The 24046-nt window shown below is 64.0% G+C and carries 23 protein-coding genes; 11 read left to right on the top strand and 12 right to left on the bottom strand.

Translation table 11 applies throughout. The annotated features are described in order from the left end of the window. Positions 1–31: 31 nt before the first annotated feature. From UIB01_RS21555 to UIB01_RS21575, 5 genes are read left to right on the top strand one after another with little or no spacing between them, the layout of a single operon-like run. Complete coding sequence (locus UIB01_RS21555; protein ID WP_038665157.1) at positions 32–769, top strand: SURF1 family protein; 738 nt, start codon at positions 32–34, stop codon at positions 767–769. Continuing rightward, complete coding sequence (locus tag UIB01_RS21560) at positions 744–1322, top strand: PA_0111/PP_0108 family redox-active disulfide protein (protein WP_038665160.1); 579 nt, start codon at positions 744–746, stop codon at positions 1320–1322. Before UIB01_RS21555 ends, UIB01_RS21560 begins: the two co-directional genes overlap by 26 nt. Before the next feature lie 52 nt (positions 1323–1374). After that, a complete protein-coding gene (locus UIB01_RS21565; protein ID WP_038665163.1) occupies positions 1375–2430 on the top strand; it encodes a COX15/CtaA family protein in 1056 nt (351 codons plus the stop codon). 17 nt (positions 2431–2447) lie between these two features. Next, a complete protein-coding gene (gene cyoE, locus UIB01_RS21570) occupies positions 2448–3347 on the top strand; it encodes a heme o synthase (RefSeq protein ID WP_038665166.1) in 900 nt (299 codons plus the stop codon). Between the two features lie 21 nt (positions 3348–3368). Then, on the top strand, positions 3369–4004 hold the full coding sequence (locus tag UIB01_RS21575; protein WP_038665169.1) for an SCO family protein: 636 nt from the start codon (positions 3369–3371) through the stop codon (positions 4002–4004). Positions 4005–4294: 290 nt separating this feature from the next. Here UIB01_RS21575 and UIB01_RS21580 read toward each other — a convergent pair whose 3' ends face one another. From UIB01_RS21580 to UIB01_RS21595, 4 genes are all read right to left on the bottom strand, one after another. After that, the gene (locus UIB01_RS21580; protein WP_038665171.1) at positions 4295–5476 is read right to left on the bottom strand and encodes a PepSY-associated TM helix domain-containing protein; all 1182 of its coding nucleotides are present in this window, start codon (positions 5474–5476) and stop codon (positions 4295–4297) included. Positions 5477–5546: 70 nt separating this feature from the next. Then, entirely contained in the window at positions 5547–8039 is a 2493-nt protein-coding gene (locus UIB01_RS21585) for a TonB-dependent siderophore receptor (protein ID WP_038665173.1), read from the bottom strand. Between the two features lie 99 nt (positions 8040–8138). Continuing rightward, positions 8139–9101 (bottom strand): FecR domain-containing protein, encoded by a 963-nt coding sequence (locus UIB01_RS21590; RefSeq protein ID WP_038665176.1) that lies wholly within the window; start codon positions 9099–9101, stop codon positions 8139–8141. Further along, positions 9101–9616, bottom strand: a complete 516-nt coding sequence (locus UIB01_RS21595; RefSeq protein WP_038666068.1) for a sigma-70 family RNA polymerase sigma factor — start codon at positions 9614–9616, stop codon at positions 9101–9103. The genes UIB01_RS21590 and UIB01_RS21595 overlap by 1 nt, the downstream gene beginning before the upstream one ends. A gap of 166 nt (positions 9617–9782) precedes the next feature. Here UIB01_RS21595 and UIB01_RS21600 point away from each other — a divergent pair, with 166 nt between their 5' ends. Further along, positions 9783–10310: a DUF3617 domain-containing protein gene (locus UIB01_RS21600; protein WP_038665179.1), complete on the top strand. Its 528-nt coding sequence runs from the start codon at positions 9783–9785 to the stop codon at positions 10308–10310. Between the two features lie 52 nt (positions 10311–10362). Here the strand turns inward: UIB01_RS21600 and UIB01_RS21605 are convergent, their stop codons facing one another. Then, the gene (locus UIB01_RS21605) at positions 10363–10725 is read right to left on the bottom strand and encodes a hypothetical protein (protein WP_038666072.1); all 363 of its coding nucleotides are present in this window, start codon (positions 10723–10725) and stop codon (positions 10363–10365) included. Between the two features lie 88 nt (positions 10726–10813). On the opposite strand from UIB01_RS21605, the gene UIB01_RS21610 reads away from it, so the two are divergent. Continuing rightward, a complete protein-coding gene (locus UIB01_RS21610) occupies positions 10814–11782 on the top strand; it encodes a GTP-binding protein (RefSeq protein WP_500812327.1) in 969 nt (322 codons plus the stop codon). A gap of 5 nt (positions 11783–11787) precedes the next feature. On the opposite strand, the gene UIB01_RS21615 is transcribed toward UIB01_RS21610, so the two are convergent. Together UIB01_RS21615 and UIB01_RS21620 are read right to left on the bottom strand one after the other, a co-directional pair. After that, positions 11788–12162, bottom strand: coding sequence for a DUF3301 domain-containing protein (locus tag UIB01_RS21615; protein ID WP_038665186.1), 375 nt, complete (start codon positions 12160–12162; stop codon positions 11788–11790). 82 nt (positions 12163–12244) lie between these two features. Next, the gene (locus UIB01_RS21620) at positions 12245–12652 is read right to left on the bottom strand and encodes an SMI1/KNR4 family protein (RefSeq protein WP_038665189.1); all 408 of its coding nucleotides are present in this window, start codon (positions 12650–12652) and stop codon (positions 12245–12247) included. Between the two features lie 225 nt (positions 12653–12877). Between UIB01_RS21620 and UIB01_RS21625 the strand changes: the two genes are divergently transcribed. The 4 genes from UIB01_RS21625 to UIB01_RS21640 all read left to right on the top strand — a co-directional run bounded on the left by UIB01_RS21625 (position 12878) and on the right by UIB01_RS21640 (position 18644). Then, a complete protein-coding gene (locus tag UIB01_RS21625; RefSeq protein ID WP_038665192.1) occupies positions 12878–15151 on the top strand; it encodes an ATP-binding protein in 2274 nt (757 codons plus the stop codon). Continuing rightward, entirely contained in the window at positions 15151–15624 is a 474-nt protein-coding gene (locus tag UIB01_RS21630; protein WP_038665195.1) for a response regulator, read from the top strand. Before UIB01_RS21625 ends, UIB01_RS21630 begins: the two co-directional genes overlap by 1 nt. Before the next feature lie 67 nt (positions 15625–15691). Then, positions 15692–18097 (top strand): response regulator, encoded by a 2406-nt coding sequence (locus UIB01_RS21635; protein WP_038665198.1) that lies wholly within the window; start codon positions 15692–15694, stop codon positions 18095–18097. Then, positions 18090–18644: a biliverdin-producing heme oxygenase gene (locus UIB01_RS21640; protein ID WP_038665200.1), complete on the top strand. Its 555-nt coding sequence runs from the start codon at positions 18090–18092 to the stop codon at positions 18642–18644. Before UIB01_RS21635 ends, UIB01_RS21640 begins: the two co-directional genes overlap by 8 nt. Positions 18645–18710: 66 nt before the next feature. Here UIB01_RS21640 and glmS read toward each other — a convergent pair whose 3' ends face one another. From glmS to UIB01_RS21665, 5 genes are all read right to left on the bottom strand, one after another. Next, positions 18711–20546, bottom strand: a complete 1836-nt coding sequence (glmS, locus tag UIB01_RS21645) for a glutamine--fructose-6-phosphate transaminase (isomerizing) (RefSeq protein WP_038665203.1) — start codon at positions 20544–20546, stop codon at positions 18711–18713. A 2-nt stretch (positions 20547–20548) separates the two neighbouring features. Continuing rightward, positions 20549–21331: a DeoR/GlpR family DNA-binding transcription regulator gene (locus UIB01_RS21650; RefSeq protein WP_038665206.1), complete on the bottom strand. Its 783-nt coding sequence runs from the start codon at positions 21329–21331 to the stop codon at positions 20549–20551. Positions 21332–21430: 99 nt separating this feature from the next. Beyond that, a complete protein-coding gene (locus tag UIB01_RS21655) occupies positions 21431–22042 on the bottom strand; it encodes a LysE family transporter (protein ID WP_038665210.1) in 612 nt (203 codons plus the stop codon). A gap of 64 nt (positions 22043–22106) precedes the next feature. Then, positions 22107–23465: a bifunctional UDP-N-acetylglucosamine diphosphorylase/glucosamine-1-phosphate N-acetyltransferase GlmU gene (gene glmU / locus UIB01_RS21660; RefSeq protein ID WP_038665213.1), complete on the bottom strand. Its 1359-nt coding sequence runs from the start codon at positions 23463–23465 to the stop codon at positions 22107–22109. Between the two features lie 147 nt (positions 23466–23612). Next, complete coding sequence (locus UIB01_RS21665; RefSeq protein ID WP_003303687.1) at positions 23613–24041, bottom strand: F0F1 ATP synthase subunit epsilon; 429 nt, start codon at positions 24039–24041, stop codon at positions 23613–23615. Positions 24042–24046 lie beyond the last annotated feature (5 nt).

A 24046-nucleotide genomic window follows, 5' to 3' on the forward strand; every position in this document is an offset into this window, starting at 1 on the left:
CCAGCCGTATCGACACATCAGGCTGCCGGGCATGAGCGGCTTCAGGCCGGGGCTGCTGCCTACCCTGCTGGTGCTGGCCATGCTGCCGGTACTGGTCTGGCTGGGCTTCTGGCAGCTGGAGCGCGGCGAACAGAAGCGCGAACTGCTGGAGCGCCAGGAAGCTCGTCAGCAGGCCGCACCGCTGGCGCCGCACGAGATCGAACGGCTCAACGATCCGGCCTTCGCCCGCGTCCATCTGCAGGGTCGCTTCGATGCCGAACACAGCTTTCTGCTCGACAGCCGCACCCGCGACGGCCAGGTCGGCGTCGAGCTGCTGCAACCCTTCCATGACGAACTCAGCGGCCGCTGGGTGATGGTCAACCGCGGCTGGATTCCCTGGCCGGACCGCCGCGTGCCGCCGGCCTTCGACACGCCGACGCAGCCGTTGAAGCTCGCCGCCTGGGTCTACGTGCCGCCGGGCAAGCCATTCGTCTTCAGCCATCGCACGGCCGAGGGCTGGCCCCGGTTGATCAACCATGTGGACATCGAGGCGATGTGGCAGCAGGCCGGTCGCGAAGGCTTGATCCATGAATTGCGCCTGGAACCCGGCCCAAGCGCCTACCGCGCCGACTGGGCCATCACCAGCATGAGCCCATCACAGCACCTGGGCTATGCCGTGCAGTGGTTCGCCCTGGCGGCGGCGCTGCTGGCGCTGTTCATCTATTTCGGTGTGCATCAGGCACGGGGGAAGCGCAGTGAGCACGATGAATCCAACCCTCTCCAGCGGTGAAGGGAAACGCGGCCGCGGTCGGCTGCAACTGCTGCTGATCATCGGCGTGGTGCTGGGGCCGATGCTGCTGGCCTCGGCCATGTACCGTTTCGGCTTCTGGGTGCCGGAAAGCCGCAGCTATGACGGCGTGCTGATCGCCAACGGCCAGGACCGCGCGGCCATCGGCGTCACTGCAGTCAATGCCGACCAGCGCTGGGAGCTGCTGGTCACCGCGCCGCAGGGTTGCGAGACCCAATGCCAGCAACTGGTCTACCTGGCCCGGCAGATCAATATCGGCCTGGCCCGCGAAGCGGCCCGCGCCAGCCACGCCCTGGCCAGCGCGACGGCGCTGGACGAGGCCTACGAACAGCGTCTGCGTCGCGAATACCCGCAGCTGCAACGCCATGCGTTGGACGCCGCCGTCTATGCCCGCAACCCCGAGGCACCAGCCGCGCCCCAGCTGTGGATCGTCGACCCCCACGGCAATCTGGTGCTGCGCTACGACGTCGGCGCCGACGGCAAGGCGATTCTCGACGACCTGAAATACCTGCTGAAGATCTCGCAGATCGGCTGACGCACTCTGCCGTTTCGCTGCGGTCCCAAACTGGCCGCCCAAGGAGAAACCGATGGCCAAACCCGGATACCGCCTCGCCCTGATCGCCACGCTGCTGGCGGTGGTGGTCGTGCTGCTCGGCGCCTATACGCGGTTGACCCACGCCGGCCTCGGCTGCCCGGACTGGCCCGGCTGCTATGGTTTTCTCGCCGTGCCGATGAGTGAGCACAAGCAGAACATCGCCGCGCTGCGCTTTCCCGATGCACCGCTGGAGGTGGCCAAGGGCTGGAACGAGATGGTTCATCGCTATTTCGCCGGTGCGCTGGGCCTGGTGATTCTCGCCATGGCGGTGCAGGCCGTCCGCCGCCGGGCCGAACTCGGCCAACCTGTGAAATTGCCGCTGCTGCTGCTCGCGGTTGTCATCGCCCAGGCCATCTTCGGCATGTGGACGGTGACCCTGCAGCTCTGGCCGCAGGTGGTCACCGCGCACCTGCTAGGCGGTTTCACCACACTCAGCCTGCTGTTCCTGCTGTGCCTGAGGCTGTCCGGCGCATTTGCTCCGTTGCCAGCCATCGACAGTCGCCTGCCCAGATTCGCCGGCTTCGCCCTGCTCGCGGTGATCGCCCAGATCGCCCTCGGTGGCTGGGTCAGCAGCAACTATGCAGCGGTGGCGTGCACCGATTTTCCCACCTGCCACGGCGAATGGTGGCCGCAGATGGACTTCGCCAACGCTTTCAACCTGACCCATCACGACATCGGGCCGAACTACCTCGGCGGCCTGCTCTACGGCGAGGCACGCACCGCCATCCACCTTACCCACCGGATCGGCGCGCTGTGCGTGACGCTGGTGTTGCTCTTGCTCGCTGCCATGCTCTGGCGCCGCGGCCTCGGCCGGCTGGCCGGGTTGCTCGTTGCCGCGCTGGCGCTGCAGGTCGGTCTCGGTATCAGCAATGTACTGCTCAATCTGCCGCTGGCGGTCGCAGTGGCGCACAACGGCGGCGGTGCAGCGCTGCTGCTGGTGCTGGTACTGGTCAATTACCGGCTGCGCCAGCCCGCGCATGCGGCTCGGCAGACCAAGGCGGCGACGATTTCGAACACGACGGGGCAGCTCAATCTGCCCCGCGCATGACCACAAGGAGAACCCCCATGGCGACTCTACTCAGCGAACGCAGCGCCCAGGCCAGCTGGCGCGACTACCTGGAGCTGACCAAGCCGAAGGTGGTGCTGCTGATGCTCATCACCTCGCTGGTGGGCATGTTCCTCGCCACCCGCGCCGGCGTGCCCTGGACGGTGCTGCTGTTCGGCAACCTCGGCATCGCCCTGTGCGCCGGCGGCGCGGCGGCAGTGAACCATGTGGTGGACCGGCAGATCGATTCGGTGATGGCTCGCACCCACAAGCGACCCCTGGCCGAAGGCCGGGTCTCGCCGGCGGCGGCACTGACCTTCGCCTTCGTCCTCGGCGTCAGCGGGCTGGCCCTGCTGCTGACCTTCACCAACGCCCTCGCCGCCTGGCTGACGCTGGCCTCGTTGATCGGTTACGCGGTGATCTATACCGGCTTTCTCAAGCGCGCCACGCCGCAGAACATCGTCATCGGCGGCCTGGCCGGCGCCGCACCGCCGCTGCTCGGCTGGGTTGCGGTGACAGGCCAGGTCACCGCCGAGCCGCTGCTGCTGGTGCTGATCATCTTCGCCTGGACGCCGCCGCACTTCTGGGCCCTGGCCATCCATCGCAAGGACGAGTACGCCAAGGTCAACGTACCGATGCTGCCGGTCACCCACGGCGTGCACTACACCAAGGTGCACATCCTGCTGTACACGGTGATGCTGCTGGCGGTCAGCTTCATGCCGTTCGCCATTCACATGAGCGGCCCGTTGTACCTCGCCGCCGCGTCAGTTCTGGGCGCGCGCTTCCTCTACTGGGCCATCGCGCTGTACCGCGACAGCCGGCCACATGCGGCAATCAAGACCTTCAAATTCAGCATCTGGTACCTGTTCGCGCTGTTCATCGCGCTGCTGGTTGATCATTATCTGCTGCTCGATTTCTAAGCAGCAGCCTTAAGGACGCCCATGACCCGCATCCAGAAAACCGTCTTCATCCTCGTTGCGCTGATCGCGCTGGTCGTCGGGCTGACGGTTTCCAAGGTGCTCAACAGCCAGCGCCAGCTTGACCCCACCCAATTGCTGGATGCCGGCATCGTCCTGCTGCCGCAGAGCCGCACGGTGCCTGCACTGAGCCTGACCAATCAGGATGGCGAAACGGTGAAGCTGGATGAACTCCAAGGGCAGTGGACGCTGCTGTTCTTCGGCTACACCTTCTGCCCGGACATCTGCCCGACTACCCTGGCCGAGCTGCGCCAGCTCAACGGCATGCTGCCGGACGCGGTACGCGGCGAGTTGCGCACCATCCTGGTCAGTGTCGACCCCAACCGCGACACGCCCGCGCAGCTCAAGGAATACCTCGGCTATTTCAACGCCGGCTTCCAGGGGCTGACCGGCCCGCTGGACGATATCCAGTCCCTGGCCAATGGGGTTGGCATTCCCTTCATCCCCGGCGACACCAGCAAGGAGAATTACACCGTCGACCACAGCGGCAATCTGGTCCTGATCGGCCCGGACGGCCGTCAGCGGGGCTTTATCCGCGCACCGCTGCGGGTACAGAAGCTTGCCGAGCAGTTGCCGGAGCTGATCAGCCGGGCACCCTAGTCCGGGGGTAGTGGTCGTTACCGAAGCCGACTGCAGGCCGCTCAGCAGCACCCGATCGGCGCCGACAGCGACAGCTTCGCCCCGGGGTCAGGCCTGCCACGAACAACGGACCGTGCACACTGAGCCGTGTAAGCCCAGTACTGCAATCGCCAGGCCCAAGCCCAAGCATGCCGATCAGAATCTGCACCGGCAGCCCTACATGCCCGGCTTCCACACCTAACCAGTGGGAGGCGCGCCCTCGCGGCGAATGCAGGCCACAGGCCTGCCGTCACCACAGCTCATACAGCCTCTCAGCCCGCCTCTGCCACCGCGCCGCGTCTCGCCGCGGTCTGCCGCCGCGCCGAAAGCTTGCGCCACCAGATCACCACCCCAGTGACTGACAGTACTGCAATCGCCACACCCAACACTGCAATCAGGATGCGCCCCGGCAGGCCGAGAATGCGCCCGCCGTGGATCGCCGGTTGCAGCAGGTGGAACTGCTGCCCCAGCGTGCCCTGCCCAGGAATCTCCTGGCCGAGCAGGCGCCCGTCGGTGCCGTGGAAGAACAGCCAGGCATTGCCCTGATTGCTGTCGTGCTCGCCGAAACCGGCGCCATAGAAGTTGTACTCGAAGCTGTAGTACAGCTCGGTGATCGCTTCGGTCAGGCCGAGCTCGGCGGCGTGCTGCATGGCGTAGTCGTACGCCTGATGGAAGTCATAGGCGGTCGTGCCCAACTGCTCGGCCGGCATCCGCCCGCGGGCCTCGTAGACGCTCGGCTCAACGGGGGAGAACAGTGAGACCACCGGCTTGAACACCTGCTCCGGCAGGTTCATCGCCACGCTGCTGACCGCCACTGGCGTGAGCAGCAGCCACAGCCACAGGCCGCCGGCGCGGTGCACGTCATGGTTCATGCGCTGACGCTTGATCTTCCAGGCCGTCCACCACTTGGAAAAGAACGGCCGGCCGCGAGGGAAGGTCAGCACCAGCGAGACGAAGCAATCGATTACCCAGGCGATCGCCACGATTCCCATCAACCACAGCCCCCAGTTGCCCGGCAGCGACAGGTTGTAGTGGAACTCGAGAATGAAGGGCACGAAGTTCTTGCGCGAGAAGCAGCACTCGCCCCAATAGCGCGTACCCACCGGCTCGCCGGTCACCGCATCGAGGTAATGCACCACGGGTCGTTCGTCATAGGGCTTGCCGGTCGCCGGATCGTTGCGCGGCACCAGCGCCATCAGCGCGGCGTGGCCGGGTTCGCTGGGGAACTCCATGTACCAGACCTGCATGCGCGGGTTGGCCTGCTCGACCCGCTCCACCAGTGTCCCCGGCGCCAGCACCGGCCCCTCGCTGGTGGTGTGGTAGAACTCGGGGTTGAGCCATTCGTCCAGTTCGTGGTGGAAGGCCAGGATGCTGCCGGTGATACCAGCAAGGAACAGGAAGATCGCCGTGGCCAGGCCGATGTAGCGGTGCACAAGCACAAGAATCGAACGCATCGTCGGTTGTCCGTCTTTCAGAAAGCACAAAGCCGCCGGCCTTTGGGGACCGGCGGCAGCTCAGCGTTGATCAGAAGTCGTAGGTCACGGTAGCCATGACATTGCGCGCCTCGCCGTAGTAGCACTGGCTCAGGCTGTTGCACGCGGCGACATACTTCTCGTCGGTGAGGTTGTTCAGGTTCAGGCGCACGCCAACCCCCTGCAGCCACACGCGGGAAAGGTCGTAGCCAACCATGGCGTCGTACAACGTGTAGGACGGGATGCGCAGGGTATTCTCCGCGTCCGCCCAGCTCTTGCCGAAGTAGCGCGCACCACCACCCACCTGCAGACCGGCCAGCGGTCCATGATCGAAGGTGTAGTCGGTCCACAACGAAGCCATGTTGCGCGCCACCGCGTTAGGCGTGTTGCCGCGGTTGTTGACGCCAGCAGCACCGGTGAAATCCTTGGAGTACTCGACGTCCATGTAGGTGTAGCTGGCGATCAGGTTGACCTGCTCGATGGGCCGCAGGCGCGCTTCGACTTCCACACCCTTGGAGGTAAGCTCGCCGACCGCACGGTAGAAGTTCTCGTTGGAATCCTTGTTCGCCAGGTTGGATTGCTTCAGGTCGAAGTAGGAGATGGTGTAGAGATCGTCGGTGCCCAACGGCTGATACTTCACACCCACTTCGTATTGCTCGCCCTCGGTAGGATCGAGCAAGGTAATGTCGAAGCCGCCGCTGCCGTTGGCGTTGTAGGCCGCAGTGGCATTGGGGTTGAACGACTCCGAATAGCTGGCGTAGGGCGACAGGCCGTTGTCGAAGGCGTAGAGCACGCCGACACGACCGGTGAACTGCTCGAGTTTCGCGCTATCGGACTGATCGCCGTAGCTCGCGTCATTGGTATGGTCGAAGGACACATCCACCCAGTCCTGGCGAACCCCCAGGGAGAAGCGCCAGTTGTCCAAGCTGATCAGATCCTGCACGTAAAGACCGGTCTGCTCCAGCTCGCGCGTTTCGTCGTACTGGTGGTAGAACACTGGACTGCCGGCACCGACCGCACCGGTGTAAGGGTTGATCGAGGGCAGGCCATAGGCGGCGTCATAGACGACCTTCGCCTTGCGCCGCTGGTAATCGAGGCCTGTTACGACGGTGTGGCTAAGCGCACCGGTATCGAAAAGAAACTGCAGCTGGTTATCGATTGTCCAGGCGTGCAGTGCCTCGTCCGCACCAGTGTAGTAGCGCACCAGGTCATCGGAGCCGGGCGCTACATAGCCGTACTGGTAAACCTGTCCCGATTCAACAGTCGAGTCGAGATACTGGAAGTTCTGCCGTGCAGAAACGACGTCATTGAAGCGATGCTCCAGCTGATAGCCAACCATCTGCTGGTCGCGCTCGAACTTCTCGTAGTCCTTGTCACCTTCGAAGAAGCTGCGAGAGATGCGCTGGCCATTTCGTGAGGTGACCGTGCCGTCGGCCGGCAAGCCACCGTGGTAGCCGCTCTCCGGATCGCGCTGCAGCATCGCCAGCAGGGTCAGGCGGGTGTCGTCGGTAAAATCGATGCTTACCGACGGCATCACTGCATAGCGCTGCTCCTCGATGCCATCGACCTGGGTATCGGCATCCTTGGCCACGCCCACCAATCGATAGCTGATGCGTTCGTCATCAAGCGGGCCGGTGAAGTCGAAGGCGGCCTGCTTGTAGTCATGGCTGCCGTAGGAGAACTGCAGCTGACGGCTGGCTTCCTTCTGCGGCTTCTTGCTGGTCATCGCCACCAGGCCGCCGGGCAGGCTGCGGCCATAGAGTACCGAGGATGGTCCCTTGAGGATGTCGATGCGCTCGATGAAGTACGGGTCTACCTGCAGACTGCTGTAGGTGCCGCTGTCGCCCAAAAGCTTCTGACCGTCGAGGTAGAGGTTGTCCACCGAGCCATCGGTGATGCCGCGCATGGCGACATAGTCGTAGCGAGTGGTGGCGCCATAGGGCGTGCTCATCAGGCCCGGCGTGTAGCGCACTGCCTGGGCGATGGAGCGCGAGCCCTGATCCTCGATCTGCTGGCGGGTGACCACCGAGACGGTCTGCGAGGTCTCTACCAGCGGCATACTGGTCTTGGTCGCCACGCTGCTATGGGTCGCGTTGTAGCCTTCCATCGAACCCAGTGCGTTACCGAGGGCGAAGCCTTCGACGGTCATCGGTTGCAGCTCGACGGCATCGCTCTGTGCAGTGCGGCGGGCCAGCGAGTAGTTGCCCTGGCCGTCACGTACGGCCTGCAGGCCGCTGCCCTGCAGCAGCGCGGCGAAACCGTCGTCGACGCCGTACTGGCCTTGCAGCCCGTCCGTTTCGAGGCCCTGCAGCAGGCTGCCGTCCACCGACAGCAATACCCCGGCCTCGCCGGCAAACCGGCTGAGTGCGCTGGACAGCGGGCCAGCAGGGATGTCGTAGCTGCGCACCGCCTGTTGGGTCGCAGCCTGTGCCAGGGCGATGCCGGGCACGACGCTGGCCATCGGCAGGCAGAGCAGCGCGGCACGAATGCCGAGTGCCAGGGCACGAGAGCGATTGGGAATGAACGGCAAGGCGGTCGAGCGCATGGGTATTCCTGTTCGAATGATGGATTTAGCCCTATGCCCAACCAGATTCGAGAAAGGGAACTGCGGATGAGAATATTTTTTATTCGCGTCCGTATCACATCATGCGTCGGCTCGTTTTGCTGCGGGTTCAAGGCTGACCCACCAGGCCATGCGCCGCTCGATGCGCACCGGCAGGGTCGCCGCCAGCGCTTCCAGAACGCGTTCGGTATCGCCCAGGGGAAAGGCCCCGACTACCCGCAGGTCGGCAATTCGCGGATCACAGCCGAGGTAACCGTGGCGATAACGCGACAGCTCGGCAAGAAAGTCCTCCAGCCGCTGATTGTCGGCGAGCAAGACGCCAGTGGCCCAGGCCTGGTGCTCGGCACGGGCAGCCACCAGCGGCGCAACATGACGGCGGTCGAATTCGGCCTGCTGCCCTGCGCCAACGCTGGTGATGGCGAAACCATCTAGCTGGATATCCACCACACCGGTGAATACGCTCAGACGCGTCCGGCCATCCTCCTGGCGCAGCGAGAAGCGCGCTGCCTGCTCGCTGCGCACACGCCCTTCGCGACTGCTCAGCAGCAAAGGGCGCGCACGGCGGCTGGCCGGAGCATCGATCAACAGCTCGCCGCGATAAAGCGCCAGCGAGCGTGCATTCGTATCAAAGGCGATATCGACTGCCGTATCGGTGTTCAGCCACAGCTGTGAGCCATCGGCCAGACGCAGATCGCGCACCTCACCCACGGCGGTCCGCTCATCAGCCGCCCACTGCCGCCACGGCAGCGAGCCACCGGCCAGACTGAGCGCGGCGCCGCCACAGAGCACTGACAGCACTTTCAGCGCCTGGCGCCGATTCGGCTGACGGCTGTGCAGCATGGCGCCGGCGCTTCGTCCAATGGCATCGCTAGCCAGCGGCTGGAACTGACCACTGATGCGCTCGACCCTGGCCCAGGCCTGGGCATGCTCCGGCTGCTGCAACCATGCCGCCCAGGCCTGGCGCTCACCTGGGCTGGCCGCGCCGGACTGCAGCACGGCAAACCATTTCGCCGCTTCCTGCAGCACACGGTAGTCGATGCCCATCAGTCCTCCGCCACCAGCAACAGGCAATGCAGCATCGCCTGGGCCATGTACTTCTTCACCATGCGTTCGGAAACGCCGAGTTCGGCAGCGATGGCCGCATAGGTCATGCCCTGCAGTTGCGACATGAGAAATGCCCTGCGCACCTTGGCTGGCAGCTGGGCCAGCATGGCGTCGATCTGCAGCAGGGTTTCGACGATCAGCGCCTGCGATTCCGGCGAGGGCGCCACAAGCTCGGGTTGCAGCGCCAACGCATCGAGATAGGCCTGCTCGATCTGCCGGCGGCGCCAGTGGTTGATCAACAGGCCTTTGGCGATGGTATGCAGATACGCTCTGGGTTCGCGGATGGCGCCCATGTCCCCGTCCTTAGTCATCACCCGCACGAACGTATCCTGCGCAAGATCGGCAGCCCGCTGATTGCAGCCCAGCTGGCGCCGCAGCCAGCCGTTCAGCCAGCCGTGATGATCGCTATAGAGCCGATGCAGCATCTGCTGCCGAACCATACCTTCAGTTGCCATGCCGCCTCCCATGAGCGCTGCAGGCCTTAATGCTAACGCTTCTCAACAACATAAATCCATGAGCAATCGCTACAGCCGGTCGACCGGAGAATTTGCCGAGATCACAAAGCCGTCTGATCGAAGCTCGGCTAGGCTGAGAAAACCATCGATAGTCGGAGACCGAACCATGACTCACCTGCCCCGCCTGGCCGTTCTTGCGGTCCTGTCGCTGACGCTGCTTCCCGCCCACGCACAGAAGATCCTGCCCGGCCTCTGGGAATTCAGCAGCGGCGACATTCAGGTGGATGGACAGCAGATGCCTGGCATGGACGCAATGCTCGCCCAGATGCAGAACCTGCCCGCCGAGCAGCGCCGGATGATGGAGGAAATGTTGGCCGCGCAGGGCGTCAAGCTTGGCGGCAAGGGTGTGCAGATTTGCCTGAGCAAGGCGCAGGTCGAAGCGGATGAGCTGCCCTTTCAGGACGATCCGAACTGCACGCAGGAAATCACCGAGCGCAGCGACAAGATATGGAAGTTCCGCTTCGAATGCCCTGACGCGCGCGGCCAGGGTGAGACACGCTTTATCAGCAACAAGGAATTCGTCAGCACCGTCGACAGCGAATATCGCCAGGGCACCGAGACTGGCAGCTCACGAATCGAATCCCACGCACGTTGGGTCTCGGACGACTGCGGCACGCTGAAACCGGCACGCTGATCGCAGGTTCGCCGAGGTTCCACGTGAAACCCCCATGGCCTCTGGGCTGGCGCTATTCGCTCGCCCAGATTCCCTGACTGTTCTGTTCGCACGCCGGCTGCAGAAAGCGCGCGTCGCTGGCGACACCGTAGTAATGGATGTCCTGACGATAGGGCATGTTGGACACCTGGGCATTGCGGCAGACACCGAACGCACCGTCCGGGCACTGTTCAACAAACTCCACCTTGACCTCATGGTCCTTCAGCTGCGGCTGACAGAAGCCGCTGCGAAACAGCTCGGCGGGAATGTTGATATTCGCCTGGCACAGCGTCACCGCCACGCGATCGTCGTGGCTGTGAATGACGCAGGCCTCGGCCATGGCGTCGCCAGCAACGAGTGCGCCGCAAATGGCTGTCAGCAAGAACGGTAACCGCACGATTTCACCCCTCTTCGAATCGCGCGACTTTATCACGGGCAGGCTCTGCCCCTTCCAGCCTTGTCGCAAAATGCGCACCATAGCCGCCATGCTCGAACAGATCCCCACCCATCTTATCGGCGGCCCGCTGGGCGCCGGGAAAACCAGCCTGATCCGTCACCTGCTCAGCCAGAAGCCGGCTGACGAGCGCTGGGCGGTGCTGATCAACGAGTTCGGCCAGATTGGCCTGGATGCCGCGCTGCTGAGCACCGCCGAAGACGGCGTTACGCTGGCCGAAATCCCCGGCGGCTGCCTGTGCTGCGTCAACGGCGTGCCGTTCCAGGTCGGCCTCGGCCGACTGCTGCGCCAGGCAAAACCTGACCGGCTGCTGATCGAGCCCTCCGGCCTGGGTCACCCCGCGCAACTGCTACGCCAGCTCGGCCAGCCGCCATGGCAGACCGTATTGCACCTCCAGCCTGTCGTGCTGGTACTGGATTCCGAAGCCCTTAGCCGCGGCGAGGCGCTACCCGATAGCCAGCAGCAGGCGCTGCCGGACGCCGGTCTACTGCTGATGAACAAGAGCGAGTCGCTCGATGACTCCGCCCGGGCTCATCTTGCCGAGCAGCTGCCGGGCCTGCCGCTGTACTGGACGACGCAAGGGCAGTTGCCCGTGGATCGACTGCCGGGCATCGACGCGCGAGCCAGTGAACAAGCGCAAGCGTCCGCACTACCAGAGGGCCGGGCCTCGCTGCCGCAGGTCTGGCTCGACCGCGCCAAACCCATCTGCCAGGTACAGGCGACCCCGGAGAATTGGAGCATCGGCTGGCGCTGGCACCCCAGCCAGCGCTTCGACCTCGAGAAACTCGCGCGATGCCTGGCGCAGTGGCCGTGGCGCCGCGCCAAGCTGGTCGTCCATGGCGGCAACGGCTGGCAGTCGGCCAATGCCCTGGATGGCGATACGCTGGTCTTCAAAAGCAGCGAGTGGCGCAAAGATTCGAGGTTGGAGCTGATCTTCAGCGAGCCTCAGCCACAGGCCGAACTGGAACGCGTCATGGAAGGCTGTCGTATCGGCGACTGAGCCGCTCAGTCGTGGGGACGGCGCCACTCGTCCAGCTGGATCACGCGGCCCGGCTCATCGGCGGGCCGAAATGGATGAGCAGCCAGCTCGATACGACCGACCTGCGCACCGAACATGGTGATGGTGCCCGGATGGCGCTGCTCACCAGTGACCGTGAACTCGAAACCGTAGATACGGGCGAGCCGGCGCTGACCACGCGCGTCGGGCAACAGTGTCAGTTTGCGAAAGGCAACGTTGCCGTCGAGCAGTTCGACGTCGACCTTCTTGCAATGCCGGCGCACCGCCTGCAGCGCGCGCTCGCGTATGCCGTGGGAGTGCCACAGCCAGGCGCCGGCCGCTGCCAGCAGCATGAACAGGAACAGATTGCTCAGAGTCAGCATGGGATATCGGGAAGTGACCGGCGGGCGCACAGCTTAGCAGGCGACCGCCCTGCCGCCGTGTAGATGCGGGCGAACATGCGCCTCAGCTTTCCAGCCAGACGTCGCGCGCCCAATGCCAGACCGTTTCCCAGGTTTCCTCGGTCAGTTCGGCCTCGTCGCCATCCCACAGCGTGACCTCCCCGTCCAGATCGACCACGTAGTAGTCGCGTCCGTCCTGACAGAGCGGGATCAGATCGCGCGGCACACCCGCATCCCAGGCGTTGGCAGCAACTTCCGGCAGGTAGGTATGCGATTGCGGGTCGGTGGCGGTGACCGGCTCCAGGCGGCCATAGATGACATCGCTGACCTGCAGCAGAAATTCACGCAAGCCGAACGGCAGGTTGATCAGCAGCTGCTCCTCGATTTCCACCAGCAGATCATCGTCTGGCAGTTCCAGCGGCACCGGTACCGGCTCGTTGAGCTCGCGCAGCTGTTCGATGACTTCTTCCACACCCACCTCCTGTCGTATGCCCCCAGGCAAGATCCCGTTTATACAGTCCGCCGGATTGGCGAGCCAGTTCTGTCGCGTTAAAGTGCATGGCCAAGCGAAACAGTCGGATAAGACTTTCCCAGCAACCCGCACGCTCAATCTGCACAATCGCAGACGTTAGGTAGCAACTTGCATTGGTGCCTGCCCGTCATCTCCGGTCCGTACCGGCCTGAACAAGGACACGCAATGACCACTACCGAAGCCCCGGACCTGCGCCAGGCCATCGACCGATGCGCTGACGAGCCCATCCACATTCCCGGCAGCATCCAGCCCCATGGTTTTCTGCTGGTGGTCAGCGACACCGAACTGCGCGTGCAGCAGGCCAGTGAGAACGTCCGGCATTGGCTCGGCGTCGACGCCCAGTCGCTGCTGGGCCAACCACTATCGGCGCTGCTACCGACGGCACGCATCGAAGCCGGCCTGGCGGCGCTGACCGAGGATGACCACAATCCGTTCCATCTGAGCGATGTGAGTATCCAACTCGAACGAGGGGTCGAGCAGACCTTCGCCTTGCTCGGGCATCGCCACGGCGGCCGGCTGATCCTCGAGTTCGAGCGTGCCGACAACGTTCACCAGGCGTACGATGCGCTGTATCCGTTGATGCGCACCTTCGTCGTCCAGTTGCAGGAGACTCGCGAACTCGAAGCGCTCTGCCAACTGGCGGTCAGGGAGGTCAAGCGCATCACCGGATTCGGCCGGGTGAAGGCGTACCGTTTCGATGCCGAGGACAACGGACTGGTGCTGGCGGAGGTCGCCGATCCCGGCTACCCAAGCTATCTGGGGCTGTGCTTCCCGGCGGCGGATATTCCGCAACAGGCGCGCCGCCTGTACCGGGAAAACCTGATCCGCGTGATTCAGGACGCCACCTACACGCCGTCGCCGCTGGTGCCGGCACTCCATCCGGACTCCGGCGCGCCGCTGGATCTGAGCTTCGCCGCATTGCGCAGCGTTTCCCCGGTGCATCTGCAGTACATGCGCAACATGGGCACGCTGGCGTCGATGTCGATCTCCATCGTCATTCGCGACCGGCTGTGGGGGCTGATCTCCTGCCATGATGCCGAACCGCATGCGGTCAGCTACCAGACCCGCACCGCCTGCGAGCTGCTCGGCCGTATCCTCGCGCTGCAGATCGAAGCACGGGAAGCGGAGACCCTGGCGCAGCGCAAGCTGCAATTGCGCCAGCAGATTGTCCATCTGCTTTCGGCGATGGCCGATCGCGACAGCGTGGTCGAGGGGTTTCGCCACCTACCCGAAATCGTGCTGGGCTTCGCGGCGGCCGACGGCGCGGCGATCATCGCTGCGGATAATTGCGAAGTCATCGGCGATACGCCCGACCAAGAGCAAATTCTGGAGCTGACGCGCTGGTTGGGCGAACGACGGCGCGACCAACTGATTTTTCAAAGCGACTGCATCAGCCGGGACATTCCGGACATGCCCGCGCTGGCCGCGCAGTGCGCCGGGGTCATGGCCATCTCCATCTCCCGACTGCACGCGCACTACCTGATCTGGTTCCGCCGCGAGCAGATCAAGACCGTCAACTGGGCTGGCCAGCCAGAGAAGCGCATCGACAGTGAAAGCGGCGCGCTCAGCCCGCGGCACAGCTTCGAACAGTGGCAGGAAACCCTGCGCGGCTATGCGCAGCCCTGGGATCAGGTGGTGGTCGAAGGCGCGCTGGAGTTGCGCAACGCGGTGCTCGGCATCGTCTTGCGCAAAGCCGAGGAGATGGCCCAGCTGGCCGGCGAGCTGCGCGCCAGCAACAAGGAGCTGGAAGCGTTTTCCTACAGCGTTTCCCACGATCTGCGCGCGCCGCTGCGGCACATCGCCGGCTACACCGAACTGCTCAGCGAAATGGAAAGCAAACAGCTCAGCGAACGCGGAATGCGCTTTCTCGACAACATCGCCGATGCTGCGCGCTTCGCCGGCACGCTGGTGGACAATCTGCTGAGTTTCTCGCAGATGGGTCGCGCGGCCTTGCGGCTGTCGGATGTCGATCTCACGGCGCTGGTCGCCTCGATCCGTGAGGAGCTGGCACCCGATTGCGAGGGCCGTCAGATCGAATGGCATCTGCTGCCGATGCCGATCGTTATCGCCGATGCCGCCTTCATCCACATGGTGTTGCGCAATCTTATCGACAACGCCGTCAAGTACAGCCGCACCCGTGAAGTCGCCATCATCGAGGTGGGCGCCGAGCAACGCGCCGGCGAGGTGGTGGTCTATGTGCGCGACAACGGCGTCGGCTTCGACATGCAGTACGCCGGCAAGCTGTTCGGCGTGTTCCAGCGTTTGCACCGTATGGAAGAATTCGAAGGCACCGGTATCGGCCTGGCCAGCGTGCGCCGAATCATCGAGCGCCACGATGGCCAGGTCTGGGCCGAAGGCCAGCTGGACAAGGGCGCCACGTTCTACCTTTCACTTCCCAAACTGTCCTATACATCGTCCCTTCCGGACCGAGACATCTGATGCTCAAACCGATACTGCTGGTCGAAGACAATCCCCACGATCTGGAACTCACGCTGATCGCGCTGGAGCGCAGCCAGTTGGCCAATGAAGTGGTGATCATGCGTGACGGCGCCGAGGCGCTGAGCTATCTGCAGCGCACCGGCACCTATGCCGAGCGAGCCGATGGCAATCCAGCAGTGCTGTTGCTGGACCTCAAACTGCCCAAGATCGACGGCCTGGAAGTGCTCAAGACGGTACGCGAGACCGCCGAGCTGCGCAGCATTCCGGTAGTCATGCTGACCTCCTCGCGGGAAGAGCCCGACCTGATGAAAGCCTACGAACTCGGGGTGAACGCTTACGTCGTCAAGCCGGTCGAATTCAAGGATTTCGTCGCCGCAATTTCCGATCTCGGTATTTTCTGGGCAGTACTCAACGAGCCGCCTCCAGGTTCGCTGCGACTCAAGCGCGTACGCAGCAAAGAAGAAAAGCACTGAACGAGCCTCAGCCGGCCATCGCTTGACGGGCCGTTACGATGACTCCTGCATCCTCGACAGGGTAGATATGCCAGCGTCAAAAAACATCAGCGTCCTGTTCATCGAGGACAGCCCGCACGACGCAGAACTGGCCCAGTTGGCGCTGGAGCGCAGTGGCTACACCCTGCATACCGAGTTGGTCTACAGCCAGGCAGGCGTCGTGGAAGCGCTGCAGCGACGATCCTTCGATCTGATCCTGGCAGACTTCATCCTGCCCGGCTTCTCCGGCAGTCAGGCGTTACAGGAAGCGCAGCGGCTGGCTCCGCAGACGCCCTTCATCTTCCTCTCCGGCGTGTTCGGCGAAGAGCATGCAGTCAGCATGATGCGTTCCGGCGCCGTCGACTATGTGCTCAAGCAGAACCTGGGTTTCCTGCCCAAAGCGGTGGAACGGGCGTTGGCAGAAGTCAACGAGCGCCGGCGGCGGCTGCAGGCCGAACAAGCGCTGCGGGAGGTGGAGGTGCGCGCGCGCCTGGCCATCGACGCGGCGCGCCTGGGCATGTGGGACTACGAGCCGCAGAGCGGCACACTGATCTGGGACCAGCGCTGCCGGGCCATGTTTGGCGTCGATGCACAGGCTCCGGTGGACATGGCGCTGTTCGAGCGGCTCTGCCACCCGGAGGATCGCACACGGGTTCGCGCACAGATCGCCCGCGCCATCTCCGGTGAAGACGCCGGCGAGTACTGCACCACCTACCGCGTGTTATTCGACGACGGCAGCCTGCGCTGGATGGAAACCCGCGGCCAGGCATTCTTCACCGGCAGTCAATGCGCGCGCTTCGTCGGCGTGGTGATGGATATCACCGAGCAGCAACTGGCGACACAGACACTCAAGCAACTGAACGAAGCCCTCGGCGAGCGCGTGCAGGAACGGACTCGCGAACGCGACCGCACCTGGGAGCTGTCACGCGACCTGCTGGCCGTTACCGATCTGGAAATGATGCCGGTTGCGCTCAATCCCATGTGGGAGCTCGCATTCGACGTCCCGCTAGAACAGATGATGCAGCATCCGCTGACCTGGCTGGTGCACCCCGACGACCTGCCGGCGACGCACGAAGAAAACACCCGCGTCGGCCAAGGCAAGGTCACCAACCGCTTCGTCAATCGCATGCGCCATCGCGATGGCAGCTATCGCTGGCTGTCCTGGTCATCGGTGGCGGATGGCGGTCGTATCTATGCAGCGGCGCGGGACATCACCAGCGAAATTGCCGCGGTCGACAAACTGGCCGAAGCCAACCGTCAGCTGCGCGCGCAGATCCAGGAACGCGAGCGTGTCGAAGCTACCTTGCAGCAGATGCAGCGCCTCGAAGCGGTTGGCCAGCTGACTGCCGGCGTCGCCCATGACTTCAACAACCTGCTCACCGTCATTCTGACCAGCGCCAGCTTTCTGCAGAACGATCTGGAGCAAGGCGCGCCGGCAGAGCGCAGTCTGCGCCGGCTGCAATACATCCGCGAATCCGGCGAACGGGGCGCGACGCTGACCAGCCAGCTGCTCGCCTTCGCCCGTCGTCAGCAACTGGCACCCACTGCGATCGACCTCAACGACACCCTGGTCAACCTGCTCAGCCTGCTGAAAAGCACGCTAGGCGGCAGCGTCAGCATCGCGACCGACACCCAGGCCAACATCTGGCATGCACTGGTGGACCCGACGCAGATCGAGATGATCATCCTCAACTTGGCGATCAATGCACGCGACGCCATGGGTGATAGCGGCCGCCTCACGCTGGGCACGCGCAACGTGGTGATCACTGAACCTGCACTGCGTGCCGAGGACCCGAGCCCAGGCGAATACGTGGTGCTTTCGGTGACCGATACCGGAACCGGGATGAGCGAAGAGGTGCTGAGCAAGGCCTTCGAGCCCTTCTTCACCACCAAGGAAGTCGGCAAGGGCTCGGGGCTGGGCCTGGCCCAGGTTTTCGGTTTCGCCAAACAGTCCGGCGGTGGTGCGCGCATCGAAAGCCGTCCGGGCGTCGGGACCACGGTCAAGGTATTCCTGCCACGTACCGCGCCGCCAGAAGCGCTGGAGCCGACCGCCGCATTGAGCGCCGGTAGCCACGCAGACAACAGTCAGCACCGTATCCTGCTGGTGGACGACGATCACAGCGTGCGCGAGGTTACCGCGCAGATGCTGCAGAATCTCGGCTTTGCCGTCACCGAAGCGGACGGCGGCGACCAGGCGCTACAGCTGCTCGGCGAGGGCATCGAGATCGATCTGTTACTGGCCGACTTCGCCATGCCCGGGATGAATGGTGGCGAGCTGGCAAGGACAGTGCGGGTACGCCATCCCGAGCTACCGGTGATTTTCGTGACCGGCTACGCCGAGCTGTGCGAACTCGGCATGGCCGGGTACTCGATCATCCAGAAGCCCTTTCGTGAAGACCAACTGGCGAACAAGCTCCACCTGGTACTGAGAGAAGGCAGCCTGGCCGATGGCTGAGCTACGGACGCAGCTCAGAGAGGCGACGGCAGCGTTGCACGCGCAGGTCGACGCCGCCTTTTCCGGCTTCGCGCTCGACCAGCCGGATGACTATCGTCGCTTCCTGCGTGCCCATAGTCGGGTGCTGAGTGCCACCGAAGTCGCCCTGGAACGAGCTGGGTTCGCCGAGTTGCTCGACGACTGGCCGATGCGCGTGCGCCGTCACTCCCTCCTGGCCGATCTCGAAGAGCTGGAGTGCCGTGCCCCTGCACCCTTGCAGGCGCCGCGGATAAGCGGCATCGCCAGCTGCTGGGGCGTCGCCTATGTGCTCGAGGGGTCGCGCCTGGGTGGTCGCGTACTTGCGCGGCGGATCCGCCAGGCCGATCCAAACGCACCGGTTCGCTACCTCGAACATGGCGACGTCGCCCGGCTCTGGCCGACTTTCCTTTCCCAACTGGAACTGGCCGCGCCCGGCTGCGCCTGGGACCCGATGCTGGCTGCCGCCCAAAGCACCTTCAGGCTCTTCGCCGACGCCGCTCTGTTGGAACGAGACTGCGAATACAGCTAAATGCAGAAAGGCCCCGGAGGGCCTTTGCATTTGTGCGTGTGTGTGCTGTGCCGAGCGGAAACCTCGTCACTCCACCGTTACGGACTTGGCCAGGTTGCGCGGCTGGTCGACATCGGTGCCACGCAGCACGGCGACGTAGTACGACAGCAGCTGCAGCGGCAGGGTATAGAGGATAGGCGCCAGGGCGTCATGAATGTGCGGCATGTTGACCACGAAGATCCCTTCACCGTTTTCGAGCCCGGCCTCGCAATCAGCGAACACGATCAGTTCGCCACCGCGTGCGCGCACTTCCTGCAGGTTGGACTTGAGCTTCTCCAGCAGCTCGTTGTTAGGCGCTACCGTGACCACTGGCATGTCCGCGTCCACCAGCGCCAGCGGGCCGTGCTTGAGCTCGCCAGCCGGGTAGGCCTCGGCATGGATATAGGAGATCTCCTTGAGCTTGAGCGCGCCTTCCATCGCCACCGGATACTGCGCACCGCGACCGAGGAACAGGGTGTGGTGCTTTTCGGCGAAGTGTTCGGAAATCTTCTCCACCGTGGTGTCCATGGCCAGCGCCTCGCCCAGGCGGGTCGGCAAGCGGCGCAGTTCGTCGACCAGCTCGGCTTCCCGAGCCGCACTCAGCGTGCCGCGGACATGGCCCAGCGCTAGGGTCAACAACATCAACCCGACCAGCTGGGTGGTGAAAGCCTTGGTCGATGCCACACCGATTTCCGGTCCGGCCTGGGTCAGCAGAGTCAGATCCGATTCACGCACCAGCGAACTGATTCCGACGTTGCAGATCGCCAGGCTGGCGAGATAGCCCAGCTGTTTGGCGTTGCGCAGTGCTGCCAGGGTATCGGCGGTTTCGCCGGACTGAGAGATGGTGACGAACAGCGTGTCCGGCTGCACCACCACCTTGCGGTAGCGGAACTCGCTGGCCACTTCAACCTGGCAGGGAATGCCGGCCAGTTCTTCCAGCCAGTAACGCGCCACCATGCCGGCGTGATAACTGGTGCCACAGGCAACGATCTGCACGTTGCGCACCTTGGCGAACAATTCGCCCGCCTGCGGGCCAAAGGCTTCGACCAGCACCTGGTGATCGCCGAGGCGGCCTTCCAGCGTGCGCTGCACCACCTTGGGCTGCTCATGAATTTCCTTGAGCATGAAGTGGCGATACGCGCCCTTGTCCGCTGCCTCGGCGCCTTCCTGATGCTGCACCGCCTCGCGCTGCACTGGCTGGCCATCGATGTCCCAGATCTGCACGGCATCGCGGCGGATCTCGGCGATGTCGCCTTCTTCCAGATACATGAAGCGGTCGGTGACCTGACGCAGCGCCAGCTGGTCGGAAGCGAGGAAGTTTTCGCCCAGGCCGAGGCCGATCACCAGCGGACTGCCGCTGCGCGCGGCGAGCAGACGATCCGGCTGCCTGGCGCTGATCACCGCCAGACCATAGGCGCCATGCAGCTCCTTGACCGCCGCCTTGAGCGCTGCAGTGAGATCGCCTAGCGCTTCCAGCTTGTGGTGCAGCAGGTGCACGATGACTTCGGTATCGGTGTCGGAGACGAACACATAGCCCATGTCCTTGAGCTGAGCGCGCAACGCCTCGTGATTCTCGATGATGCCGTTATGCACCACGGCGAGGTCATCGCCGGAGAAATGCGGATGGGCATTGCGCTCGCAGGGCGCACCGTGTGTTGCCCAGCGGGTATGCGCGATGCCCAGGCGGCCGACCAGCGGCGTCTGTTGCTGTGCCAGCTCCAGTTCGGCGACCTTGCCGTTGCGACGCAGACGCTCCAGCATGCCGCTGTCGTTCAGCACGGCCACCCCGGCGCTGTCGTAGCCCCGGTATTCCAGGCGCTTGAGGCCTTCAAGAAGGATCGCAGTGATGTTGCGTTCGGCGACGGCGCCAACGATGCCACACATAGTCAGGTCTCCAGATTGGGTTCGACAGCCACGCAGATCAGCTTTACGCCGCGGGCCAGGATGCTGGTGCGCGCCTCGTCGCTGAGGCGCTCATCGGTAATCAGGGTGTGCACGCTGCCCCACGGCAGCTCGAGATTGGGAATGCGCCGACCGATCTTGTCGGCCTCGGCGAGCACGATGACCTCACGCGCCACGTCGGCCATCACGCGCGACAATCCCAGCAGCTCGTTGAACGTAGTGGTACCGCGCTCCAGGTCGATGCCGTCGGCGCCGATGAACAACTGGTCGAAGTCGTAGGAACGCAGCACCTGTTCGGCGACCTGGCCCTGGAAGGACTCCGAATGCGGGTCCCAGGTGCCGCCAGTCATCAGCAGTACTGGCTCATGCTCGAGTTCGCGCAGGGCGTTGACCACGTTCAGCGAGTTGGTCATCACCACCAGACCGTGCTTATGGCCCAGCTGCGGGATCATCGCGGCGGTGGTGGTACCGCTGTCGATGATGATCCGCGCATGTTCGCGAATGCAGCCGACCGCGGCGCCGGCGATAGCCTGCTTCCAGGGTGAAACGGGCTGTACGCTGTCGCCGATCAGCTCCTGGGGCAGCGGCACCGCACCGCCATATCGCCGCAGCAGCAGACCATTCTTCTCCAGCGCGGCGAGGTCCTTGCGGATGGTGACTTCCGAGGTTTCGAAGCGCCGGGACAGCTCATCGACGCTGACCTCGCCGCGCTCGTTGAGCAGCGCGAGAATCCCGTGGCGGCGTTGAGGAGTATTGCGCTTCGACATTGCTATGTTTCGATTCGAAAGTTAATGGCGCGAATCAAAACATAAGCGTTCGCGGGCTGCAAGCGCGGCATTGGCCTAAGCGAAGAGCGGCAAGCCTGTTCAGCTGAGTGTCAGCTTGACGCCGAAGCCGATCAGGAACAGCCCGGCGAGCTTCTCCAATCCGCGCGCGATGCTGGGATTGGCCCGCATGCGCTCGGCGAGACGGTGAGTAAGCAGGACCACCAGCAAACCGTAGAGAAAGGTCAGCAGCATGATGGTGACCGCCATGAAGGCGAAGGTGCTCAGCCCCTGGTGGCGCTGCGGATCGATGAACAGCGGGAAGAAGGCCATGTAGAAGACGATGGCCTTGGGGTTGAACAGCGTGATCAGCAGCGTCTGCCACAGGTAACGGCGCGGCTTGATCGTCAGTGTCGGCGCAGCGCCCGGCTTGGCCAGCACCATGCGCGCGCCGAGCCAGATCAGATAGGCCGCCCCCAACCACTGCACCAGATGGAAAGCCGTCGGGTAGGCCTTGAGCAGCGCAGCAACGCCGGCGACCGCCAGCCACATCAGCACCTGGTCGCCGAAGATGATGCCGAACGTCGAAGCCAAGCCACCGCGGATGCCACCCTTGCCGGTGGAGAGGATCAGCGCGAGATTGCCCGGACCGGGAATGGCCAGGAGGATGATGAAGGCCACCACGAAGGCGCCGTAGTCAGTTACGCCGAACATTGCTATCACCCGCCCGATCCGGGGTTGAGGCTGGGTTGCTGATCCCAGCCCTCTTATCTGCCCATCACTTCTTGGTCGGCCGCTGCCAGCCTTCGATATTGCGCTGACGCCCACGACCAAGCCCGAGGGTGTGTGCCGGCACGTCTTCGGTGATGGTCGAGCCAGCACCGGTAGTGGCGCCGTCGCCCAGATGCAGCGGCGCCACCAGCGAGCTGTTGGAGCCGATAAAGACGTCCTCGCCCATTACTGTCTTGAACTTGTTGGCGCCATCGTAGTTGCAGGTGATGGTGCCGGCGCCGATGTTGGTCCGCGCGCCGATCTCGGCGTCGCCCAGGTAGCTGAGATGCCCGGCCTTGGCGCCGTCACCGAGTACCGCGTTCTTCAGCTCGACGAAGTTGCCCACGTGCGCTTTGGCACCCAGCACGCTGCCGGGACGCAGGCGCGCGAATGGCCCGCAATCCGCGCCCTCGCCGACTACCGCACCCTCCAGATGGGAGTTGGCCTTGATGATCGCGCCACGGCGCAGGGTGCTGTCCTTGATCACGCAGTTCGGCCCGATCTGCACATCGTCTTCGATGACCACCGTGCCTTCCAGCACCACATTCACATCGATCAGCACATCACGGCCGACACTGAGCTCCCCGCGCACGTCGAAGCGCGCCGGATCGCGCAGCGTGACGCCTTGCGCCATCAGGCGCCGGGCCGCGCGCTGCTGGTAGTGGCGCTCTAGCTCGGCCAGCTGGATGCGGTCGTTGGCGCCCTGCACTTCCATCGTATCCAGCGGCTGCTCGGTGGCCACGCGCAGGCCATCGGCCACGGCCATGGCGATCACATCCGTCAGGTAGTACTCGCCCTGGGCGTTACTGTTGGACAGGCGACCCAGCCATTCGCCGATACGACTTCCCGGAACCGCGAGAATCCCCGTATTGCCTTCGCGGATCGCCTTCTGCTCGTCGCTGGCATCCTTATGCTCGACGATGGCCTGCACTTCGCCGCGTGGGTCACGGACGATCCGGCCATAGCCGGTCGGGTCATCCAGCGTAACCGTCAGCAGCGCCAGCTGCTCCGGCCCGACCTTCTGCAGCAGGCGCTGTAGCGTTTCGGCATCGATCAGCGGCACATCGCCATAGAGGATCAGCACGCGCTCGGCCGACAGATTCGGCAACGCCTGGGCCACTGCATGCCCGGTACCCAGCTGCTCGGCTTGAACCACGTAGTCCAGGTCATCACCGGCCAGCCGCTGGCGCACCTGCTCGGCACCGTGGCCGATGACCACTTGAATGCTCTGCGGCTGCAGCGCGCGGGCCGTGTCGATGACGTGCCCGAGCATGGATTTTCCGGCAACCGGGTGCAGTACCTTGGGCAGTGCCGAGCGCATGCGGGTGCCCTGGCCAGCGGCGAGAATGACGATATCGAGAGACATGCAGCGATTCCTGAACGGTATCGGCCCGGCAGTTCACCCGTGCGTCTTTCCAGGGTGCAACTGGCGTCGGTGCCGTCAAATGGCAGAAAAAGAAAAAGGGTAGCCAAGGCTACCCTTTTACTCGTGCGCGATGAAGTCGCGAGTCGATCAGTGCCGACCGTACTTCTTGCGCATTGCCTCGATGGTTCGCAGCTGGGCTGCGGCCTCGGCCAGGCGAGCGGCAGCGGAGCCGTAATCGAACTCCGCGCCCTTCTCGTGCAGGGCCTTCTCGGCAGCTTTGACGGCAGCCTGAGCGGCAGCTTCGTCGATGTCCTTGGCGCGCGTAGCGGTATCGGCGAGAACCTTCACCATGTTCGGCTGCACTTCGATGAAGCCGCCGGAGATGTAGAAGATCTCCTCGTCACCACCCTGCTTGATCACTCGAACCGGACCCGGCTTGAGATCGGTCAGCAGCGGCGCGTGACCCGGCAGAACGCCGATGTCACCCAGGTTGCCGTGGGCGACGACCATTTCCACCAGCCCCGAGAACAGCTCTTCTTCCGCACTGACGATGTCGCAATGCACTGTCATAGCCATGTTCA

Source organism: Stutzerimonas decontaminans (genome assembly GCF_000661915.1).
Lineage (GTDB): Bacteria > Pseudomonadota > Gammaproteobacteria > Pseudomonadales > Pseudomonadaceae > Stutzerimonas > Stutzerimonas decontaminans.